At 28.7% G+C, this 19,701-nt stretch carries 14 protein-coding genes; all 14 read left to right on the plus strand.

Translation table 11 applies throughout. From position 1 onward, the window contains the following. Positions 1-106 precede the first annotated feature (106 nt). The 14 genes from B2W91_RS15980 (at position 107) to B2W91_RS16045 (ending at position 19,027) form a co-directional block, all read left to right on the plus strand. Complete coding sequence (locus tag B2W91_RS15980; RefSeq protein WP_291582729.1) at positions 107-379, plus strand: hypothetical protein; 273 nt, start codon at positions 107-109, stop codon at positions 377-379. 734 nt (positions 380-1,113) lie between these two features. After that, positions 1,114-3,027, plus strand: a complete 1,914-nt coding sequence (gene cooS / locus B2W91_RS15985) for an anaerobic carbon-monoxide dehydrogenase catalytic subunit (protein WP_291582731.1) — start codon at positions 1,114-1,116, stop codon at positions 3,025-3,027. 712 nt (positions 3,028-3,739) lie between these two features. After that, positions 3,740-5,551, plus strand: coding sequence for a VirD4-like conjugal transfer protein, CD1115 family (locus tag B2W91_RS15990; RefSeq protein ID WP_291582733.1), 1,812 nt, complete (start codon positions 3,740-3,742; stop codon positions 5,549-5,551). Between the two features lie 134 nt (positions 5,552-5,685). Then, complete coding sequence (locus B2W91_RS15995; RefSeq protein ID WP_291582734.1) at positions 5,686-6,933, plus strand: ParA family protein; 1,248 nt, start codon at positions 5,686-5,688, stop codon at positions 6,931-6,933. Positions 6,934-6,951: 18 nt separating this feature from the next. Then, the gene (locus B2W91_RS16000) at positions 6,952-7,815 is read left to right on the plus strand and encodes an SAF domain-containing protein (RefSeq protein WP_291582736.1); all 864 of its coding nucleotides are present in this window, start codon (positions 6,952-6,954) and stop codon (positions 7,813-7,815) included. Positions 7,816-7,828: 13 nt separating this feature from the next. Further along, the gene (locus B2W91_RS16005; RefSeq protein WP_291582738.1) at positions 7,829-8,563 is read left to right on the plus strand and encodes a hypothetical protein; all 735 of its coding nucleotides are present in this window, start codon (positions 7,829-7,831) and stop codon (positions 8,561-8,563) included. A gap of 2 nt (positions 8,564-8,565) precedes the next feature. Next, positions 8,566-9,441 (plus strand): hypothetical protein, encoded by an 876-nt coding sequence (locus B2W91_RS16010; protein ID WP_291582740.1) that lies wholly within the window; start codon positions 8,566-8,568, stop codon positions 9,439-9,441. 8 nt (positions 9,442-9,449) lie between these two features. Beyond that, positions 9,450-11,231 carry a pilus assembly protein CpaF gene (locus tag B2W91_RS16015; RefSeq protein WP_291582742.1) on the plus strand — a complete coding sequence of 594 codons (1,782 nt, stop codon included), beginning with the start codon at positions 9,450-9,452 and terminating at the stop codon, positions 11,229-11,231. A 5-nt stretch (positions 11,232-11,236) separates the two neighbouring features. Continuing rightward, the gene (locus tag B2W91_RS16020) at positions 11,237-13,255 is read left to right on the plus strand and encodes a hypothetical protein (protein WP_291582743.1); all 2,019 of its coding nucleotides are present in this window, start codon (positions 11,237-11,239) and stop codon (positions 13,253-13,255) included. A 13-nt stretch (positions 13,256-13,268) separates the two neighbouring features. Beyond that, positions 13,269-13,676: a hypothetical protein gene (locus B2W91_RS16025; protein WP_291582744.1), complete on the plus strand. Its 408-nt coding sequence runs from the start codon at positions 13,269-13,271 to the stop codon at positions 13,674-13,676. A 55-nt stretch (positions 13,677-13,731) separates the two neighbouring features. Next, positions 13,732-14,253: a hypothetical protein gene (locus tag B2W91_RS16030; protein ID WP_291582746.1), complete on the plus strand. Its 522-nt coding sequence runs from the start codon at positions 13,732-13,734 to the stop codon at positions 14,251-14,253. After that, positions 14,240-15,214, plus strand: a complete 975-nt coding sequence (locus tag B2W91_RS16035; protein WP_291582747.1) for a hypothetical protein — start codon at positions 14,240-14,242, stop codon at positions 15,212-15,214. The genes B2W91_RS16030 and B2W91_RS16035 overlap by 14 nt, the downstream gene beginning before the upstream one ends. Before the next feature lie 41 nt (positions 15,215-15,255). Next, positions 15,256-16,398, plus strand: a complete 1,143-nt coding sequence (locus B2W91_RS16040; protein ID WP_291582749.1) for a cell wall-binding repeat-containing protein — start codon at positions 15,256-15,258, stop codon at positions 16,396-16,398. 4 nt (positions 16,399-16,402) lie between these two features. Then, positions 16,403-19,027, plus strand: a complete 2,625-nt coding sequence (locus B2W91_RS16045; RefSeq protein WP_291582751.1) for a hypothetical protein — start codon at positions 16,403-16,405, stop codon at positions 19,025-19,027. The last annotated feature ends 674 nt before the right edge of the window (positions 19,028-19,701 follow it).

Here is a 19,701-nt window from a genome sequence, read left to right on the forward strand (position 1 = left end):
GTAGCTATAAAAAATTAGCAGAAATTTAAGGCTTAAATAGTCGAATTTTCAATAAAGGAAAAGCTTTTGAAGTGTAGAAGTAATTATGTATGAAGGAGGTAATGATATGGCAAAAAAACGTGTTTCTAGAGGTAGTGTAATCATTAATAAACAAGAAAAATTAGAGGCTGTTTTTAATGAGATACAAAAAGACATTAGCGAAGAAAATTTTAAAAATAAATTTAAGGAGATGTTTCCAGAAGCATGGGATAGGATAATTAAAAAATACAATGAATATGAAAAGATTACAAAATCAAATAAATCTCATCCTATGCCTGAGCCAGAGAAGTATTTATCAAATTTATATAAAACAAATATAGAAAAATATAAGAGTTTATAATAGAACTTTTCTAAATATAAATAAAGATATATTTGCAAGATGTAGAAATGTTTATTAATTAAAAATCATAGATTTACTACAATGTAATTAGTACTTAATTATACGAAATATTTTAAAGCCATGAGTTACTTTAGATTAACTCATGGCTTTTTTATTAAAACTGCCAAATAAAAAAGCATTTTTAATAATTTTCTCAGCTTTAGCCAAATCATTTTTAAGTTGTTTTTGTGGAGTAGCATAAGCAGGATAACATCCTCTGCTTATTACTATATTAGATAATTTAAAATGATTATTAATGCAAGAATTAAGCTGACTAGTTAACAGTTATTTAAGTTGAGGATTAGTTACTTCACCTATAACTTTACTTAATAAAGATATATCTACCTTTGGTGTTGTTAAACTACTTAAATCTATATCTTTATCATCTATAAAATCTATAATTTTTACATCCTAAAATATTATAGATATNNAGAAATTTACAGATATTTTAGTAGATGAACATATTAATGCAAAAAGGTATAAAAAACCATTTATAAATAATAATAGAACAATAGGGGTGATTATTAGAAGTGAAACTTTATTTAAGATATTGTAGAGCTCCTTTTGTTTTGTAAATAGTAAATTAATATAAACCTAATTATATATGTAAATTAAAGGTTTAGCATAAAAGCAAAGGAAGGTATGGAATTAAATATTTTATTAAGCTGTAAATAAAGGATAGGAGGTATATTAAAATGAGTGAAACTATATTAGAAAAAACTGAAGGACGTGTTAGTTATCACGATTCTGTAGAAGAAATGCTAATAAGGATTAGAGAAGATGGCATGTCAAACGTATTTGATAGATGGGCATCTCAAGAAAAAATTAGATGTAAGTTTTGCCTAGAGGGATTAAGTTGCCAATTATGCTCTCACGGCCCATGTAGAATTAATCTTAAAGGGGAACAGGGTAAAGGTGTTTGTGGTATTGGGCCAGATGCCATGGCAATGAGAAATATGTTATTAAGAAATATTATGGGAGCTGGTACATATGGACACCATGCCTATGAAGCTTTTAGAACATTAAGGGCAACTGGAGAAGGAAAAACTCCATTCACAATTAAAGATGTAGATAAGCTTAGATGGATGTGTGACAAGGTTGGAATTAATACAAATCAAGATATTAATAAAATGGCTATAGACTTAGCTAATTTTTTAGAAGCTGAAATGGGTAAGGATATTGAAGAACCGAGTGTTATGGTAGATGTATTTGCACCAAGAAAGAGAAAAAAGGTTTGGAAAGATCTTGGAATATATCCTTCAGGGGTAGTTCATGAAGAACAAAATGCAGTAGCAAGCTGTCTAACAAATGTTGACGGAGATTATGTATCTCTAGCAAAAAAATCATTAAGTTTAGGGTTAGCCACTATTTATACAGCACAAATAGGCCTTGAAATGGTGCAGGATATATTATTTGGAACTCCTACTCCCCATGAGGTAGATGTTGATTTAGGAATTATGGACCCAGAATACGTAAATATTGTATTTAATGGGCATCAACCTTGGCCTGGGGTAGCTACTCTACAAAAGGCAAAGATGCAGGAAGTACAGGAGAGAGCAAAAGCAGCTGGTGCAAAAGGGCTTAGAATAGTTGGCTCAATTGAAACAGGTCAGGAATTATTGCAAAGATTTGAAGTAGATGATGTATTTGTAGGGCTTATGGGGAACTGGTTAGCAATAGAGCCACTTTTGGCTACTGGTACAGTTGATGTTTTGGCAATGGAGGAAAACTGCTCTCCACCTGCAATAGATCATTATGCTGAAAAATACCAAGTAACATTAGTAGGAGTAAGTACTATCATTGGTATTCCTGGGCTAAATCATATGATTCCTTATAGTCCTTCAAAAGTAGATGAAATGGCGGATAAACTAATAGATCTAGCGATAGAAAACTTTAAAAAAAGAAAAGACAATATTGTGCCTAAGGTTCCTAAAATGAAACAGAAGGCAATAGCAGGATTTTCTACTGAAGCTGTTGTAAAAGCTTTAGGAAATAGATTAGATCCATTAGTAGATGTTATTGCAGCAGGTAAAATTAAAGGAATAGTAGCTTTAGCCAATTGTTCCACTTTAAGAAATGGTCCTCAAGATTGGAACACAATTAATTTAGTAAAAGAATTGATTAAAAAAGACATCTTAGTTGTAGCAGGTGGATGTGGTAATCATGCACTTGAAGTAGCAGGACTATGTAATTTAGATGCAATAAATATGGCTGGTGAAGGACTAAAAGAAGTATGTAATGGGCTGAAAATTCCTCCAGTTTTAAGTTTTGGAACCTGCACTGATACAGGAAGAATATCTATGCTTGTTACAGAACTGGCTAACCATCTTGATGTTGATATACCAGAGCTTCCTATTGCTGTAACAGCTCCTGAGTGGATGGAGCAAAAAGCTACCATAGATGGTGTATTTGCTGTAGCTTATGGGGCCTATACACATTTATCTCCAACTCCATTTTTAACAGGTGCAAAACAACTTGTAAAACTACTTACTGAAGATGTAGAGGGATTAACAGGTGGTAAAATTGCATTAGGTGATGACCCAAGAGAAGTAGCTAATAATATTGAGAAACATATATTAAATAAGAGAAAAGGTTTGGGGTTAGATTAATTAATATATAAAGTTAAAGTATATCTAATATTAAATTTTTTATATAGTAAATATAGTTAACTAAAAGCATTATAAAATACAGAAAGCATAAGACTTTGATATATGTCATAAGTATATAAAAGACCTACAGTGTAACGGCACTGTAGGTCTTTTGAGGATATATTTTGTAAAATAGTGGCTAACCATGTAGGAGAGTTTTCCCATTTTTCCTATCACTATTTAAGAGCTTGTATTGTAAGCAATCTTTAAGAATATATCTAAAAATGCCTGAACTCTATTAGAATTATATATTGTTTAAGGTATTGATATATAAGTTTCAGCAAAATGTAGAAAGTTTTAAGTATATAGATTCGAATCCAAAGGTATTAATTCAGAATTTTGCTAGTACACCATAAATAAAGCTAGAGAGATTAATAGTTCTCTAGCTTTTTTATCTTTAACAATTTTGAATTATTCAGATTGCTTTTGGTCTATTCGTAAGAGTAAAAAGACAGATTAGTTCTATTTTTATAATTTTTCATTTTTAAGCTCTTTTAAAATGACTTCAATTTCGACTGCCATATCTCTATATTTTATTATATCGACAATTTATTGAAATAATGTGGATTTAATGGTATAATATTACTTAATTTCAAGAATTTTAAATTATAATGTAGTAAAGGGTCATATCAGGAAATAGTTGTTAATGAATTTATACATTAAGGGGGAAGTTATGAAAGAGAAAAAAGGGCTGATAATATTTTCAATTTTATTTGCTATATTATGTATTGGTATTCCTATTCTAGCTAGAATTTTTAGAGAAACAATAGAATTATACAGATTTGATTTCTCTTTATTTCCAAGTAACTACATAAAAGCGATAATTTTAAGTTTAGAAACCTATAGAAGCTTTCTAAACTTAAAAAATCCAATTAATGGATTAGGACTGGTTGTAATTATTATATTTTTGATTTCTTACATTATCAATAGATTAGGATTGTTTAAGGTTAAAGACAAATTTGAACAATTTGAAGGTTATGGATCTCATGGTACAAGTAGATGGCAAAGTGATAAAGAAATTAAAGATAACTATTATAAAGATAATTTAGGTTGGTTTTTAGGAACTATAGAAAAGAATAAAACTTATGATATTGGTATGAGAGCGGCCTATCATCCTGTAAATGGTGAGCTAAATATGCAGCAAGTAGTAATTGGGCCACCAGGTTCAAATAAAACTACGGGATTTGTATTAAACAATATATTTCATATATGTAATGTATATAAGGATAAAAAAGAAAAAGCAGATATTATAATAACAGATCCTAAAAGTGAATTATATTCCCTTACCGCAGATTATTTAGAGAAAAATGGATATGATGTTAAAGTTCTTGATTTTATACACTTAACATATGGTGATTGCCTAAATCCTTTAGATTTTATAAATGATGATAAATCACTAATGGAAATAGCAAAAGGATATATTGATTCTGTTGAAAGTTCTAATGGAGACAAATCTAGTGGTGATATGGCCTTTTGGAACAATCAAGAAGCTCAGTTATTAGCAGCTCTTATAGGTTTTGTAAAACAAGCTTACCCAAAAGAAAAGCAAACTTTTTCAGAGATTGCTCAAATATTAACTAGTGAAGATGTCAGTGATATAGATAATGCTAGATATTTTTTTGAGGATAACAATATAAAAGGAGCAGCAAGACAACTTTGGAATAACTTTTTAATGTTAGCTGAAAGTGAAAGAACTAGATCCAATATATTAGGAGGATTATCCGAAAAATTAAAATTATTTTCAATAAAAGGAATACAAAATATAACAAGTAGAACTACCGTAGATATAGGCGAAATAGGGACAATGAAGGATAAACCTATAACTTTATTTATTTTAATTCCTGATAGCGATAGAACTTTTGCACCGATTATAAATGTAGTAGTAAATACCTTATTTAAGCAGCTATATAAAACAGCTTATAATACTAAAAATAAGCTGGAATTTCCAGTATATTTTTTACTAGAGGAAATGGCTAACATAGGAAAAATTCCAGGAATTCAAGAAATGCTTGGAACTATGAGAGGAAGACGAATATATCCTATGATGATATGGCAATCACTTTCACAAATGAAAGATCGTTATGGTGATAAAGGCTTTGAAGATATCATGTCCATGTGTGATACCCATGTTTACTTAGGGGTGAACGATCAATTTACAGCAAAGTATTGTAGTGATAGTTTAGGAAACACAACTATTAAAGTTCAAGGATTATCTCAAAAGAGTGAAGGTGGGCTATTTAGCATTAATGAAAAATCCGGTAGTGAAAACTATCAGCAAAGAAATTTGCTAATGATTGATGAATGTATGAGATTAGATAATAAAAAAATGATAATAAGGCAGAGAGCTAAAAATCCTATACTACTCAATAAAGTTCAATATAAATATTGGGAATATAATCTTTGCGAAAGTAAAGAAATATTTGATTTAAAAACTATAGAAGAAAATGAAGAAATTAAAGAGGATAACTTTTGTAAAAGTGTGTAGAGACAGTATAAATATAAAAGTAATATGACTTAGAGATAAGAAATAACATAAATACATTTGAAATAGTAGATTAAGCTTATACAAAAAGATTATTTACAATTTGAAATAATGTAATTTACTTAAAGGAGAAGTTTATGTTAAAAATTATACCTTTAATAAAATCGGAAGATAGTTATAGGAGAATAAAGTCAGAGTTTAATTCTATTGATTTTGAAGAGCAAATAACATCATTAGAAAATCTTCAAGAAAAGATGGTTATATGTGATTATGATATAGCTATTGTAGATATTAGAATATCGTGGTATGAACAGGCTTTGGATTTACTAAAAAGAAGTGAAATTTGTATAGTTTTATTCAAGGGAGATTTTCAAGATTTAGCCAATAAATTGAATGATGCTATAAATGAAGTGAAAATAAAAATATCTAAATTAGAAGAAAATAAAGGCACAAATAAAAAAAGTGAACCAGAGATTAAATATGTCTATTTAGATAGGCCTTCTGTTGAAAATGAGCCTAAGATTGAAATTAAAGAAGTTGAGAAAATAGTTGAAAAAATAATTGAAGTAGAAAAACCTATTATTATTGAAAAGGAAGTAGAAAGAGAAGTAGAAATTGAAGTAATAGATACTGCAACTATAGCAGTTGTGTCTAGCTGTAGTAATGGGAAATCATTTATTACTTGGAATGTAGCACATGGTTTTGCCAGCAGAGGATACAATACTTCAGTTATAAATTTAGATAAAGGATATAGTGCTAATATCTACTATTCAATAGATGGGGAAGAAGAAAGTGCTTTAAAACATGTAAGTAAAGTCAAAAACTTTAATAAAATTCTGGACAAGGCTTATTATGTTAATGAAAATCTTAGAATATTTACAAGTGAATTATGTAGTGAAGAAGAGTTGAATAATGAAGAGTTTCTCAAAATTTTGAACTTAGTACAAGCTGATAGTCAAATTACAATTATAGATTGTAATTCAGAAATAAATGATTTATTAAAATCAGCTATATCATACAGTTCTTCTATATTATTTATTTTTGATAATGATAACATGCATTACAATTTGAATGAAAGAATGGTTAAAAAAATAAATGATATATTTAATCCTCGAAAAACTGTTGTAGTATTAAACAACATATTTTATGAAGGATCAGAATTAAAAAATACCATAAGATTTATTAAAAATATGAAGTTGAATTTTAAGGATATAGTAACTATAAAAAATTGTGGAGCAGCTGCTACGGATATGATGTTTACAAATACTTGTCCTTATATCTCTAGCAAAGATGAAAAATTTAAAAATGATATGGATGAATTAATGAATAGTTTAAAGTCTAAGGGGAAAAAGAAGACTTTATTTCAGAAACTATTTAGAAAGTAGTACAAGAAGGGAGTAGTTATGTTAAAAAAGACTTATTTAACTAAGGAACAACAAATTAAAAGAAGTTTTAAAAAAGGACTAATAGTAAGTTTTATAATTGCAATTGGTGTAGTTATAGTATACCAATTTTATATAATCCCAGAAGTGAAAAAGTCAGAAAAATCTAAATTGTTAGCTGATTTATCGAAGAAAGAGAATCAAATGGGTATTATAGCACTAAATAAGGATATTAATCAAGGAGAATTAATAACAGAAGATATGATTAAGACGGTAACCTATGATAAAGAATTATTACCCACAGATATTTTAAAAGATAGAGAAGAAATAGAAGATAAAGTAGCCAGAATGAATTTAAAGGCTAATACAATAGTGACTAATTCAATGTTACTAGAAAGAGAAGATATTCTAACTACAGATCTAAGAAAGCAAGATTTTGATCACATTTTACTTAATGTAAATTTACAACCAGGAAATTTTATAGATATAAGATATAGAAAAAAGGATGGTAGTGATTTTGTAGTGGCTTCCAAGAAAAAAATACTTGATAGAAATGATGGAATAATGATAACTAATATTACAGAAAAGGAAAGAAATTATATTAACAATTCTACAGTATTAGCATCATTAACGGGAGCAGTATTATATACAACTATATATGTAGATCCAGAAAATCAGCCGCCAGCTAAAATTACTTATGAAATAAATAAAAACGTAAAAGAGATTATAGAAAAGGATCCTAATGTAATTAGAAGTTCGCAGGAAGAGTTAAAAAACAGAATAAATCAAGAAAATAATAATGGAAACAATAAGGAAGAGATAGATATCACTAAAAATCATAGTGATAAATCAAAAGATGAGTTTAAACCTATGTTTATAGAGTAGGAGGAACAGGAATATGGATATCAGTTTATTTATAGGGGCAAATGGTACAGGTAGAAGTCATACAATGATCATATTAGCTAAAATATTAGCTAAGTTAGGTAATATTATATTAGTTATAGATACAACTAATAGTCAGGGGATATTTAACTATTTTGAATATAATACTGATGTAGAAAGTGAGGTGTCCTTAACAGAATTTAATCCAATTATTAGGGAGGAAATATCGATATTAGTTGATAATCCTTTAAACTGTAATAGGTTAGATATAGATTATAAAATTTTATTAGAAAATGTAGAACTAAATAAATATAATTATATATTTATTGAAGTTGATGGGGTAGTGGATAATAGATTGGTAAAAGAAAGTAGCAGGATTTTTATCACTCAGAATAGTGATAAGGATAAACTAATAAGAAACAAAAAAATTTTAAAGGAACTAAATATAAATTCTACTAAACTCCATTTTATATTTAATCAAATTGTTGATAGTAGATATGACAAAAGGTATTTATTAGAGGAGTTACTCTCTAGTTTGAATAATAAAATAGCAGTCTTAAATAATGAAGACGTAGAAATTCCATTTTTAGAAGAAGATTTAATATGGAGCTATGAAAATAAATTAGATGGAAAAATATCACTCAAAGGATATTCAGAGTATTTCAAAAAGGCAATGTATGAGCTCACTAATATAATTACTTTTGTGGATAGTAAAACATTTAAAAAGATAACCAGTGAAAGGCGGGTTTAGAGATGCAAATAGCATTTTGGAGTAATTATCATGGACAAGCAGGAGTAACTTCAAATACTATAGCTACAGCCATTTATATAGCAATGAATTATGATTTTAAAATATTACTTACCCATACTCAATATAGTAAATCTAATATGGAAAATGCATTTTTTAGTGACAGCGAAAATAAAAGCTCCATTAATTTTGATGATATAGGAATAGATTCTATTGAAAGACTAAGTAAATCAGGTAGATTAAGCTCTAATGAATTTAGTAGCTATACTAAAACATTAATTGATAATAGATTAGATATTCTAACCGGAAGTAGTAAATGCAAAAAAGAACTATTTGAGGACATGTCTAATAGCATTATAAAGATTTTAGATTGTGCTAATGAAGCTTATGATTTAGTTCTAGTAGATTTAAATTCTGGAATGGAAAATGATATAACTAATAAAGTTCTAAAACAATCAGATATTATAGTTGTAAATTTGTCTCAAAATGAAAGAGTTATAAGAGAGTACTTTAATAAAAAGGAATTGAAAGAAGTTTTAGAAAGTAAAAAGATTATTATAGCTTTAGGTAGATATGATTTTAATAGTAAGTGTAGTAGTAGATATGTAAAAAAGGTTTATAACTATAAGGATAACATATATTGTATACCATATAGTTCGGAATTCATGGATTCTAATAATAACCATAGTGTATTAAATTTTTTTCTTTCAAATAGGAAAGTGAAAAGTAATAGTAATAATTATTTATTTTTTAAAGAGGTAGAAATGCTATGCAATAATATATTAGAAAATATTAATACTGATATTGAAAATTTAGAAAAGCCAATAGAACATTACGGAATATTAAAGCAATTTAAATTACTTTTAGGAATGAGTTCATAGGTGGAGATATGTTAAAAGATAATAGGGATATGCAAAGATATAAGATAGAGAATGTAAAGATTTTTATAAGAGATACAATAGATGAGCTTTTAAAAAATACTATTGAGGAAAGGAATTTAACTATAGAAGAATATGAGAAAAAGAAAGTAAGAAAGGAAAAGCTTAATCAATGCTTAAAAAGATGCGGAATAGGTGATTTAGGTGCTAAAGAATTTGTAAAAAGTTATATAGAAGATTTAATAACAAAAGTGTATGGGATTAATGAAGAAAATATAAACTTTATAATTAATTTTAATAAAGCTACAAGCCTTACAATACAAGATAAGTTTGAAATAATATTGCATCATTATAAAAAGAGATATGGATACAACGGCTTAAAGATATTAATAAAGGAATATAATTTGGATACCTTAAGATATTGGGAAGAAGAGCGAATGTATTTTATTTCACATAATGATATAGAGCTTATATTTAACAAAGAAAGCATAGAATTATGTTTTGAAGATAAATTAAAAATTATAACCCAAAGAGTTTATTCAATTTATAAAGGATTAGGTGTAATTGATGAAATTAGAGACATGAGAGTCAATGGCCTATCTTTAGGCGTTTCAGGAATACCAGAAGACTTTTTATCAAATTCACAAATAGATTTAAGTTCTTTAAGAAGCAGGCTAGAATATATACCAAAAAGTTATGATAGCATCTGGCTCTATTATGAAGGTAAAGAAATACATCTAAATTTTATGAGCTTTGGAAGCTATAAAGAGCTTGAAAGAGTGTGTAAAAACTCATATAAATTTAATAATCCAGGTCAATTTTCTCAATCGGATGGTTATATATTTAATACAACTGCTGATAATTGTAGGGTTGTTGTGTTTAGACCACCATTTTGTGAAAGCTGGGTTTGTTTTATACGTAAATATGATGTTGATGGCAATTTAAAAGAAATCATAAAAGGTGGAAATGCAGAGAAAGTAATAGAGCTAAGTAAATATATGATAAAAGGTTGTACTAATATTTCAATAACCGGCCAACAAGGAAGTGGTAAGACAACTCTTTTAATAGGACTCGTTAGAGAGATATTACCTACATACACCTTAAGAGTTGCTGAAAAATTTTTTGAAACTCATTTAAGAATAAAAATGCCTAATAGGAATATTGTAACTATACAAGAAACACCAGATATATCAGGAGATAGGGCTTTGGATGTATTAAAGAAAACCAATGGATTAGTAACAATAGTTGGAGAAGTTGCTGAAGACTCAGATGTAAAATACATCGTTAAAGTTGCACAAGTAGCAAGCAAATTTACATTATTTACTCATCATGCTAAAAAATTTTCAGACTTAGTTAAATCATTAAGAAATTCCTTATTAAATATTAATATGTTCACCAATGAAAGTGTCGCAGAAGAACAAATTATAAGTGTTTTAGATTTTGATATTCATCTAGAAATCACCGCAGAAGGACAAAGATATATAGAAAGAATTACAGAATGCATCCCTGTTGAAGAAGAAAATTTTTCAATGGATTTTCAAAGTTATGGTAACATGAATGAAAAATTAAATGCTTTTATGAAAACTACTGTAGAGTTTTTTGAAAAGATAACTATGAAGAAGAAGTATAGAGCTGTTAATATAGTTGAATATAACATAGATAAAGCTAAATATGAGTTTAAAAATAGCATCAGTGAAGAAAGAATAAGAGAAATGTATAAAAATATGTTAAAAGAAGATAGGGAATCCTTTAAAAAGTTTATTGAAGAATTTTTTAATGAGGAGGTAACATAAATTCTATGCTAAAAAATTATTTAATAATACTATGTATGGTATTAGCTATATTAGCAGTTTGGATACCGATATATTTAATTACAAAATCTAATTCTAACAAAAATAAAAAAAATAATGTTAAAAAATATAAGTTATTTCTTAAAGCATATGATGTATTAGTTACAATTCCTATAATAGGCAATTCAATATTAAATATAAAAAAATCACTATATGCAAATAGTGATAGCAATGAATATATATTGAGATACAAAGCCATAGTTTATTATCTTCTAGGATGGTTTATGACCCTAAGTGTATTTATAACATTATATATTATCTATGGTAAAAATCTATATATAACTTGTGTATTGCTTTTTATATCTTATTATTTAAAAACTATATCAATAGATAAACTTATAGGAGATGATACGAAGCTTTTAAAAGAATTAATTGAGTTTATTAGAGATTTAAAACACCAATTTCATATTAAAAGTGCAGTTAGCGAAGCTATGTATGAATCTATAAATAAGGCAGCACCACTTATGGCAGTACAGGGAAAGAAAATGTATGAAGCTATTGAGGATGAAGATGCACTACAAAATTATTATGAGGAATGTTCTAATAAGTACTTGAAAATTGTAGCAGGATACATTTTCTTAACAAATGAATATGGAGATAAAAGAATAAATGGAATGTCAGTATTCATAAAAAATATGAATTATATTATGAAAGAAGTAATGCTAGAAATTTTAAAAAGAGATCAGCTTCGTTATTGGTTAAAAGCTCTTACAGGAATATCTTTAATTCCAATAATATTCCCTAATATAATGGAAAAATGGATGAAAAATAATTTTCCTCAGGCCAATTTTTTTTATAATAGTTCTTTGGATATTATAGCTAGAATAATTATATTAACTGTTGCTTTAGTATGTTTTATTGGATTAAGACAATTGGAAAAATATAATGATAAACAAATTAAGCTAACAGTAAAAGAAAAAAGTTGGGAAAAAGCCTTATTAAAAATTAAACCTATAGAAAGAATAGTTCACATATCAATGCCTAAACCAAATTCAAGCTATCATCATAAAGCAATAAATCTATTACAACAAGCGGGAAGCTATTTAACTATTGAGTGGTTATATCTTAGAAGAATAATTTCAGGACTTTTAGGTTTTATTTTTGTTATTATATCAGTTGTAGCTTTGCAAAGAATCCATATAGACAATGTTTTAAATAACTCTTCTTATAGATTTATAACTCCTTCTTTTAATAATGTGATAGTTATTGGGAAAGATCAAGTGGATGTAGGAAAATTTGATAGTGAAATTATAGCTAAAGTTAAAAATGAAGATAAAATATATAAAACTACAACAAAAAATTTAATCAAATATATGAGGGAGTATGGAATTGATGATGACGAGATATTAAAGGAGGCTATTATAAGAGTTGAAAATAAGTTAAATTACTTAAATAATCAATATTTTAAGTGGTATCACATCATTTTAGCAATAGTAGTAGGATTTTTTGCTACAGATATACCTATATGGGTACTAAAATTTCAAAAAAAGCTTAGGCAAGCTGATATGGATACTGAGGTTTTTCAATTTTATACAATTATATTACTTTTAATGCATCATGAAAAAGCTTCTATTGAAATGATACTTGAATGGATGGAGAGATTTTCAGATGTATTTAAAAATCCTATAAGAAAGTGCCAAAATAATTTACAAAATGGGATTGTTGAAGCTTTAGAGCAATTAAAGGAAGATGTAAAATATAAGCCATTTAATAAGATTATTGATAATTTAATTATAAGTGAAAAAATAAAATTATGGGAAGCATTTGAATCATTAGAAAGTGAAAGAGAATTTTTTGAAGAAGAAAGAAAAGAGCTTAATAAAAGAATAGTCCATGAAAGAGTAAGTTTGGGAGAACTTTTGGGATTTATTCCAATGTATGTTACTGTAGTAATTTACTTTGTTTTGCCATTGGTGTGGACAAGCTATATAGAATTAGACAATATATTAAACAATTTTAAGATTTGAGGGGGACAATATAATGGATAATATTAAAAAAGCAATTATGTTTGCTGTAGGAATTTTAATAACAGTAGGAATTATAGCTATGGGACTTTCCTTCTATGGAAAAGCAAATAATATGACCAAATCTGCAGATACGAGTCTTAATGATATAACTCAAACCATAAGTAATTCCAAATATACTGAATATGATGGAACAACAGTTTCAGGAACACAAGCTATAAATGCCATAAGGCTTTATGCTGACAGCAATTTTACGGTTTCGGTTTCCACAAAAAAAACCACAACAAGCTATAATTCAGCTACATCTTATAATATAACTGATATTAGTAAATCTGATTATATTGAACCTACGGGAAAGTTTAAATCTAAATTAGAAAAGACAGATAATGATACAGTTAACAAAATTAAATTAACACAAGAATAGCTTTATAATTTACTTCCCTCACTTTAAAAGTGAGGGAAATTTATAAGGAGGATTTATGAACAATTCGATTTCCAAGGTAGTTAGTATAATTATTGCTGTAATTTTAATGGTGATGATTACTTATGATATGTTTTGGATTATAGATAGAATGGTATATAACCAGGTAAATGTAATTAATAATAGATTTCAGAAGGAAGTAAGAACTAGAGGTTATATAGATAGAGAAATGTATGATAGTTTTATGAGGGAACTTACAAATACGGGCAGGATTTATGACGTAGAGATGCTTCACAGGAGTATTAAATATTATCCATTAAGTGAAGATTTAAAAGAATATACACCTGAAAAGCCTTATAGTATTGAATATTTTAAACATAATGAAAATGAAATATTAAATGAAATTTATAACAAGGACAAAAGATATTTGATGAGAATCGGTGATGATTTTACTGTAACTGTTAGAGATAAAGGCACTAGAGGAAGTAGGGTACTTTGGAATGTAATGGGTGGAACTAAGGAAAATAATACATTAATATTCTCCACATACGGGGGGATGGTAGAAAATGAAATTAACTGATTTATTTGTGGTTATTTTAATAGTTATAGGAGTTGTATCAATTCCAGTTGGAGTTAAACAAAAGAGAATGATAGAATCAGAAGCGTTGAAAGTAAGATACAACGAAATAATTGATAATGCAGTAAAAGACTCAGCAAAGACATTATTAGATCCAATAGATAATGAATCAATAGAAACTTTAGGAGAAGGAAAAAATATAAATTTTAAAACTACTAATTTAAATTTAGATAAAGCTCTATGGAGATTTTATCAGAGTATGTTTTTAAATCTTAATATTGAAAACGACTATATGAAGCAGCAGGCTTTTTTAGATAAAGTGCCTATAAAGTTAACTGTAGGCTATGATGGGTACTATATAAATACTTGGACAGAAGTTATTGAAAATGGTAAAAACAAAGTTAAAGAAATATGGCAACCTAAAAAAGAATTTTTATATTACGATAATAAGAATAATATAAAAGTTAACCTTACATTAGATGATTTTGTTTATGTTACAGATATGAATACAAATGAAAAATTACAAGGTAAACAAGAAGAATTTAAAGATAAATATAAAAATATGCTTTTTAGTGATAAATTTGATCAAATGCGAAGGCAAATAATAGTTGATTCCATAAGAAAGGACTTAGAATATTATAGTAGTTTAAATAATGAGATAGCATTAAAGAATGGATGGGGTTATACTCTTAAACTACCACTAATAGATGAAAAAGCAATTAATGATATAACTTTTATAGCTTTTTTTCAAGGGCTGCCGCTTAATGGAATTGAGCTTTATAATACCTATGGCTTTGGTGTAGCTAGAGTAGTAAGAAATCATAATGTTTATGGAAACGAAGAAAGTGGAGTCAAATATTATCATACTGACAAATGTAATAATAAAACTAATTCAGATGTAATATTTGATAGTCCTATTGATGCTTGTAAAAATGGTTATTATCCCCATCCTTTATGTAATTAGATTGGGATATATAAAATAGAGAGAAATGAGAGGGATATGTTATGTTAAATAAAAAAAATTTTACTAAATTAATAGCATTAGGACTTTTAGGAGTGTCTTTATTAGGATTTGCTCCAGAAGTAAAGGCAGAAGCAAATGATGGATTTACTAAGTCATCCTATGGATACAATATAAAAAGATTAGAGGGGAAAGATAGATTTGAGACTGCAATATCAGTATCAAATGAATTTAAAAGATTATCAGACAAAAATAATGAGAAGGTAGAAAATGTAGTTCTTGCAAACGCATTTGATTATCCAGACTCAATAGCTTCAGCACCATTATCTAAGATTTATAATGCACCATTACTTTTAACTGAAAAAGATAAGTTAAATATTAAAACAGAGGTACAACTTAAAAAGCTTAAAATCAAAAAAGTATTTATAGTAGGCGGGACTGGTGTAGTTTCTCAAAATGTAGAAAATAAACTTAAATCAATGGGAATTACAGTAGAAAGATTAGCAGGAGAGAATAGATACCAAACATCTTTAAAAATAGCAAATAAGGTTTTAGATTATCGTTTAGCAAATGCACCAATAGATTTTACAGGATACAAATATAAATCTATATTTTTAGTAGATGGATATAGATTTACTGATGCTTTAACATTAGCAGGAATGTCAGGACGTAATGATACAGCTATAGTATTGTTACCTTCAAATGAAGTAAAAATAGATGATGTTAAAGGGTTAAGAGAACTTATAGATAAAGCAGCAGAAGGTCAAAACTATAAAGAAATCCCTACAGAAAAATTAGGAATATATTCTTTTTTACCGTACTTTAATGAGGATTTTTTAGAGAATCTTCCTAATTGTTATATGCATGGAGCAAATGAAAATAAATATACTTCAAATCTTGGGATAAATAATCTGAATGAAGCTATGCTAAGAAATGATGATAATGTGATGATGGCTACAGGTGAAAATTTTCCAGATGCCCTAGCTGGTGGAGCTTTAGCCGCCAAACTAAATATGCCGGTTGTTTTTACAGGAGATAATCTAAAAGAAACTTTTAAAAATGATGCTAGTGGGAATCTTAAAAAGAATTTATTAGACCAATATAGGGATACTAAAAATGTTTATTTAGTTGGTGGAAAAGCTATAGTTAAGGATGGAGCAGAGAAAAAATTAAAAGGGGTTGACTAGAAACGTGAAAAAAAGGTCAAAATTTTTGTTTTTAGTTTTATCCTTAGTATTTTTAATAAATATTTTCGGAACTACTCAGGTGTTTGCTTCAGATGACTTTGGTTATATAGACATAGAATATCTTGATATAGATACAGGACAGCATGTAGCACCATTTAGAACACAACCAGTAAAATTAGATGGAAAGTCTTATGTAGATGAGACAGCAAGTCCTGCTTCAGTATCAGGGTATGTTTGTCAATATGCAATTCAAGATGGTATTAAAAAAAGTCCTCAAGACGCGGTTGTACATGTAACGGAAGGCTCTCGGTCGAAAGTAACTTTTTATTATAAAGCAAGTTCTAAAACTAGAACTGTAAAATATTATGGAGTGCTAATTGGAACAGGTGAAATTTTCAATGTTAAACAGAAATCTGTTGAGATTATCGGAAGCACTGTAAATGTAGAAACTGCTGCACCTACACCAACTAATCCTAACTGGAAGTTTAAATATTCTACGATTGGTAAAGGTGGTAGTAAAAGTAGTTCAGAGAATGTTACAGTTGAAGTTAAAGACAATGATGTAGAAGTTTACTATTGGTTTGAACCGTCATATGGAGAAGCCGAAGTAATGCTTACTATAGTAAATAATGAACTTGATAGCTCAGGTAAATTTGTTAAAAATCAAGAAAATGGTAAGGATTTCTTCGGAAGGGAGGACAAAAAATTCAAAGTAGATGGAAGTGAAAATATAACTGTATCTTCTCCAAAAGATAGAAAAGAGGGATTAGAATTTGTGTATGCAGTAGTTGAGCATAATCAAGGAAATCCAAACGATGCTATTAATAATCATATAGACAAGTTCTATTCACAAACAATTAATTTCGAAATAACAACAATATCCACAAATTGGTACGTACACTTCTATTATATACTTAAAGGAAGTAACCCAGGTGATGGGGGTGTAACTACAGATCCTAATGGTGGGAAAATAATATTCAATCCAAACGAAACCGATTGGGTAAATTTAGGAAAGACAGGTGAGGGTACTGGTAGATATCCTATAGAAGTCAAATATGATGGTGAAAACCCTGCTATTGGACAAGGGAGTGTTGTTTGGCATCACTATGAGGAAGGTGAACCTGAAACAATTTTAGTAGGAAATCCACCAGTTGAAGTACAAGTTCCAGGAACGCCAATAGAAATGGATCATTCTGAAACATTTGATGTTAGATTTCCACTGGATAACATTACAGTAACAGGAGATGGCAACGGAAGTTTCGGAGGTGATGGAGGAACTGTATATATTGAAAAAGAAGGAGAAGGTCTAAAATTAGAAGCTACAGGAAGATGGGGACAAGCCGAATATAGTGAGCCTTCACCACCTGATGGACATGATACTCTTTCAGGCATGGATATTCCTAATGCACCACCTGATCCAAAAGGTCAATCAGGATTATATAATATAGACTGGACAAAGCCTGAAATTCATATTGATAATCCACAATCAAAGTGGGTTAAAGATCCAGTACCTTATCCAGTAAAGGTAGCTGTAGATGATGACCTTTCAGGATTTGCAAATGGTAGTGTAGATGTTACTGACTCTAGCCATTATGGTAGAAATAATAGTGATAGCCTACCACATGCAGAAAAGAGTTATAGTAAAACTGTAATGTTACATGATGGAATGTATAAAATTGCTGTAAATGCAGTTGATAGAGCTACAAATGATAATGCAGATAGTAAGAGTACCTATTATATTGATGGAACAGATCCAGAGGTAGAGTTTAATATTAAGCCAGGAATATTTTCAGTAGAAAATGGAGCTGTAAGGAAACCTAGTAAAAAGGGTATAGATGACGGATTCTATGGAGAGTTAACAGCCTCTGATAATCTTTCAGGAGTAGCTAAAATTCAGTATGGATGGACATTTGAAAATAAAAAGAATGATGTAGAATACGAAGTAATCTACACAAGCCCATATACTTATACTGATAGATACCAGGAAAGAATTAAAAAGGAAATAGAAAAACCTGTTGGAGACAATTTGTATCTTCATATAGAGCTATGGGATACAGCAGGTAACTATACTTATAAAGTATTCGGACCATATGAAGATCCTATAAAACTAAGAGATTTTCAAGTTACAGATGTTAGAGATCCTAAATGGCAAGAAGTATTTTGGAAGGATACTAAGCCTACAGGAGTACATTTTAAAGCAGATAAATTACCACTTGATAATACAAGTAATCCTATATATAAAAATGCTGATATGAAAAAAGGATATGCCTTTTATTTTGACGTGACCAGTGAATACTTATATAGGGAAGAAGATAAAATTGTAATTACACCTACCTTATATTGGGTAAAAGATGATAAAAGAATTCCAGTAGATATGTATTATCAGCTTAATAATAATCCTTTTATAAAAATGGGAAGTGATGAAGATACAATAAAGCTTCATATGAAAGTTAAGGGAAAGAAAACTGCTATAGGAGAACTTTCAGAACTTATTCTTAAAAAGCCAGTGCGAATATGCAAAGGTAGAGAATGGTTAGGTATAGGTGGATGGAAACATAAATATCCTGCTGATGTTCAATATAAGGATGGTAAAGAACAATATTGGTATGGTAGTGCGACACGTTTCTAACTGAAAAGGTTAGACACTAATTAAAATAATTATATTTTATTAGTAGAACTAATAGTTTGAGAAGTAGAATGATAGGGTAACGCCTTGAAATGCTTCCTATAATACTCCTAGTGGCATGGATATTAATAAGGATTGAAGTGTCATAAGCTAGGTGAAGTCGACTGAAGATTACCCTAACAGTTTAAGCTGAGGAAATCTACTTAGCGATAAGTAGTGTAATTGATAGGGCGGTAGTCCATAAAATATCTATGGTAAGAATGTTTTATATAAAATATAACTGACGAAGTTCTGAATGTACGAGTCTAAAACCAGAAACAATAGAAATGTTGTTACTACAAATGTAGGGTTTGTGAGGTAGAGTAAAATTTTCCGTTATGAAATACCTTATACTGTTATAGGCAGTATCAAGCAAACAGGCTTATAGGAACTACCTAAGGATATATGTAAGGATAGAACTATTGGAACGTGGAAAGCGTTGAACATGGAGAGCTTATTATCTAGGAAGTGTTGATATGGAAAAAGAAAAAAATAATTATAACATATCTTAATCAACGTGAGAGCGGTGGCACAGTACTTATGAAACCCCGATAATAAAGGGTGGAGGGATAGCCACTAGTCGGAAATATACAAATTAATAATCAATTAATTCATTAGGTTCGAGTATGACTAAGAGA

Source organism: Clostridium sp. UBA6640, from assembly GCF_002455975.1.
GTDB lineage: Bacteria > Bacillota > Clostridia > Clostridiales > Clostridiaceae > Clostridium_J.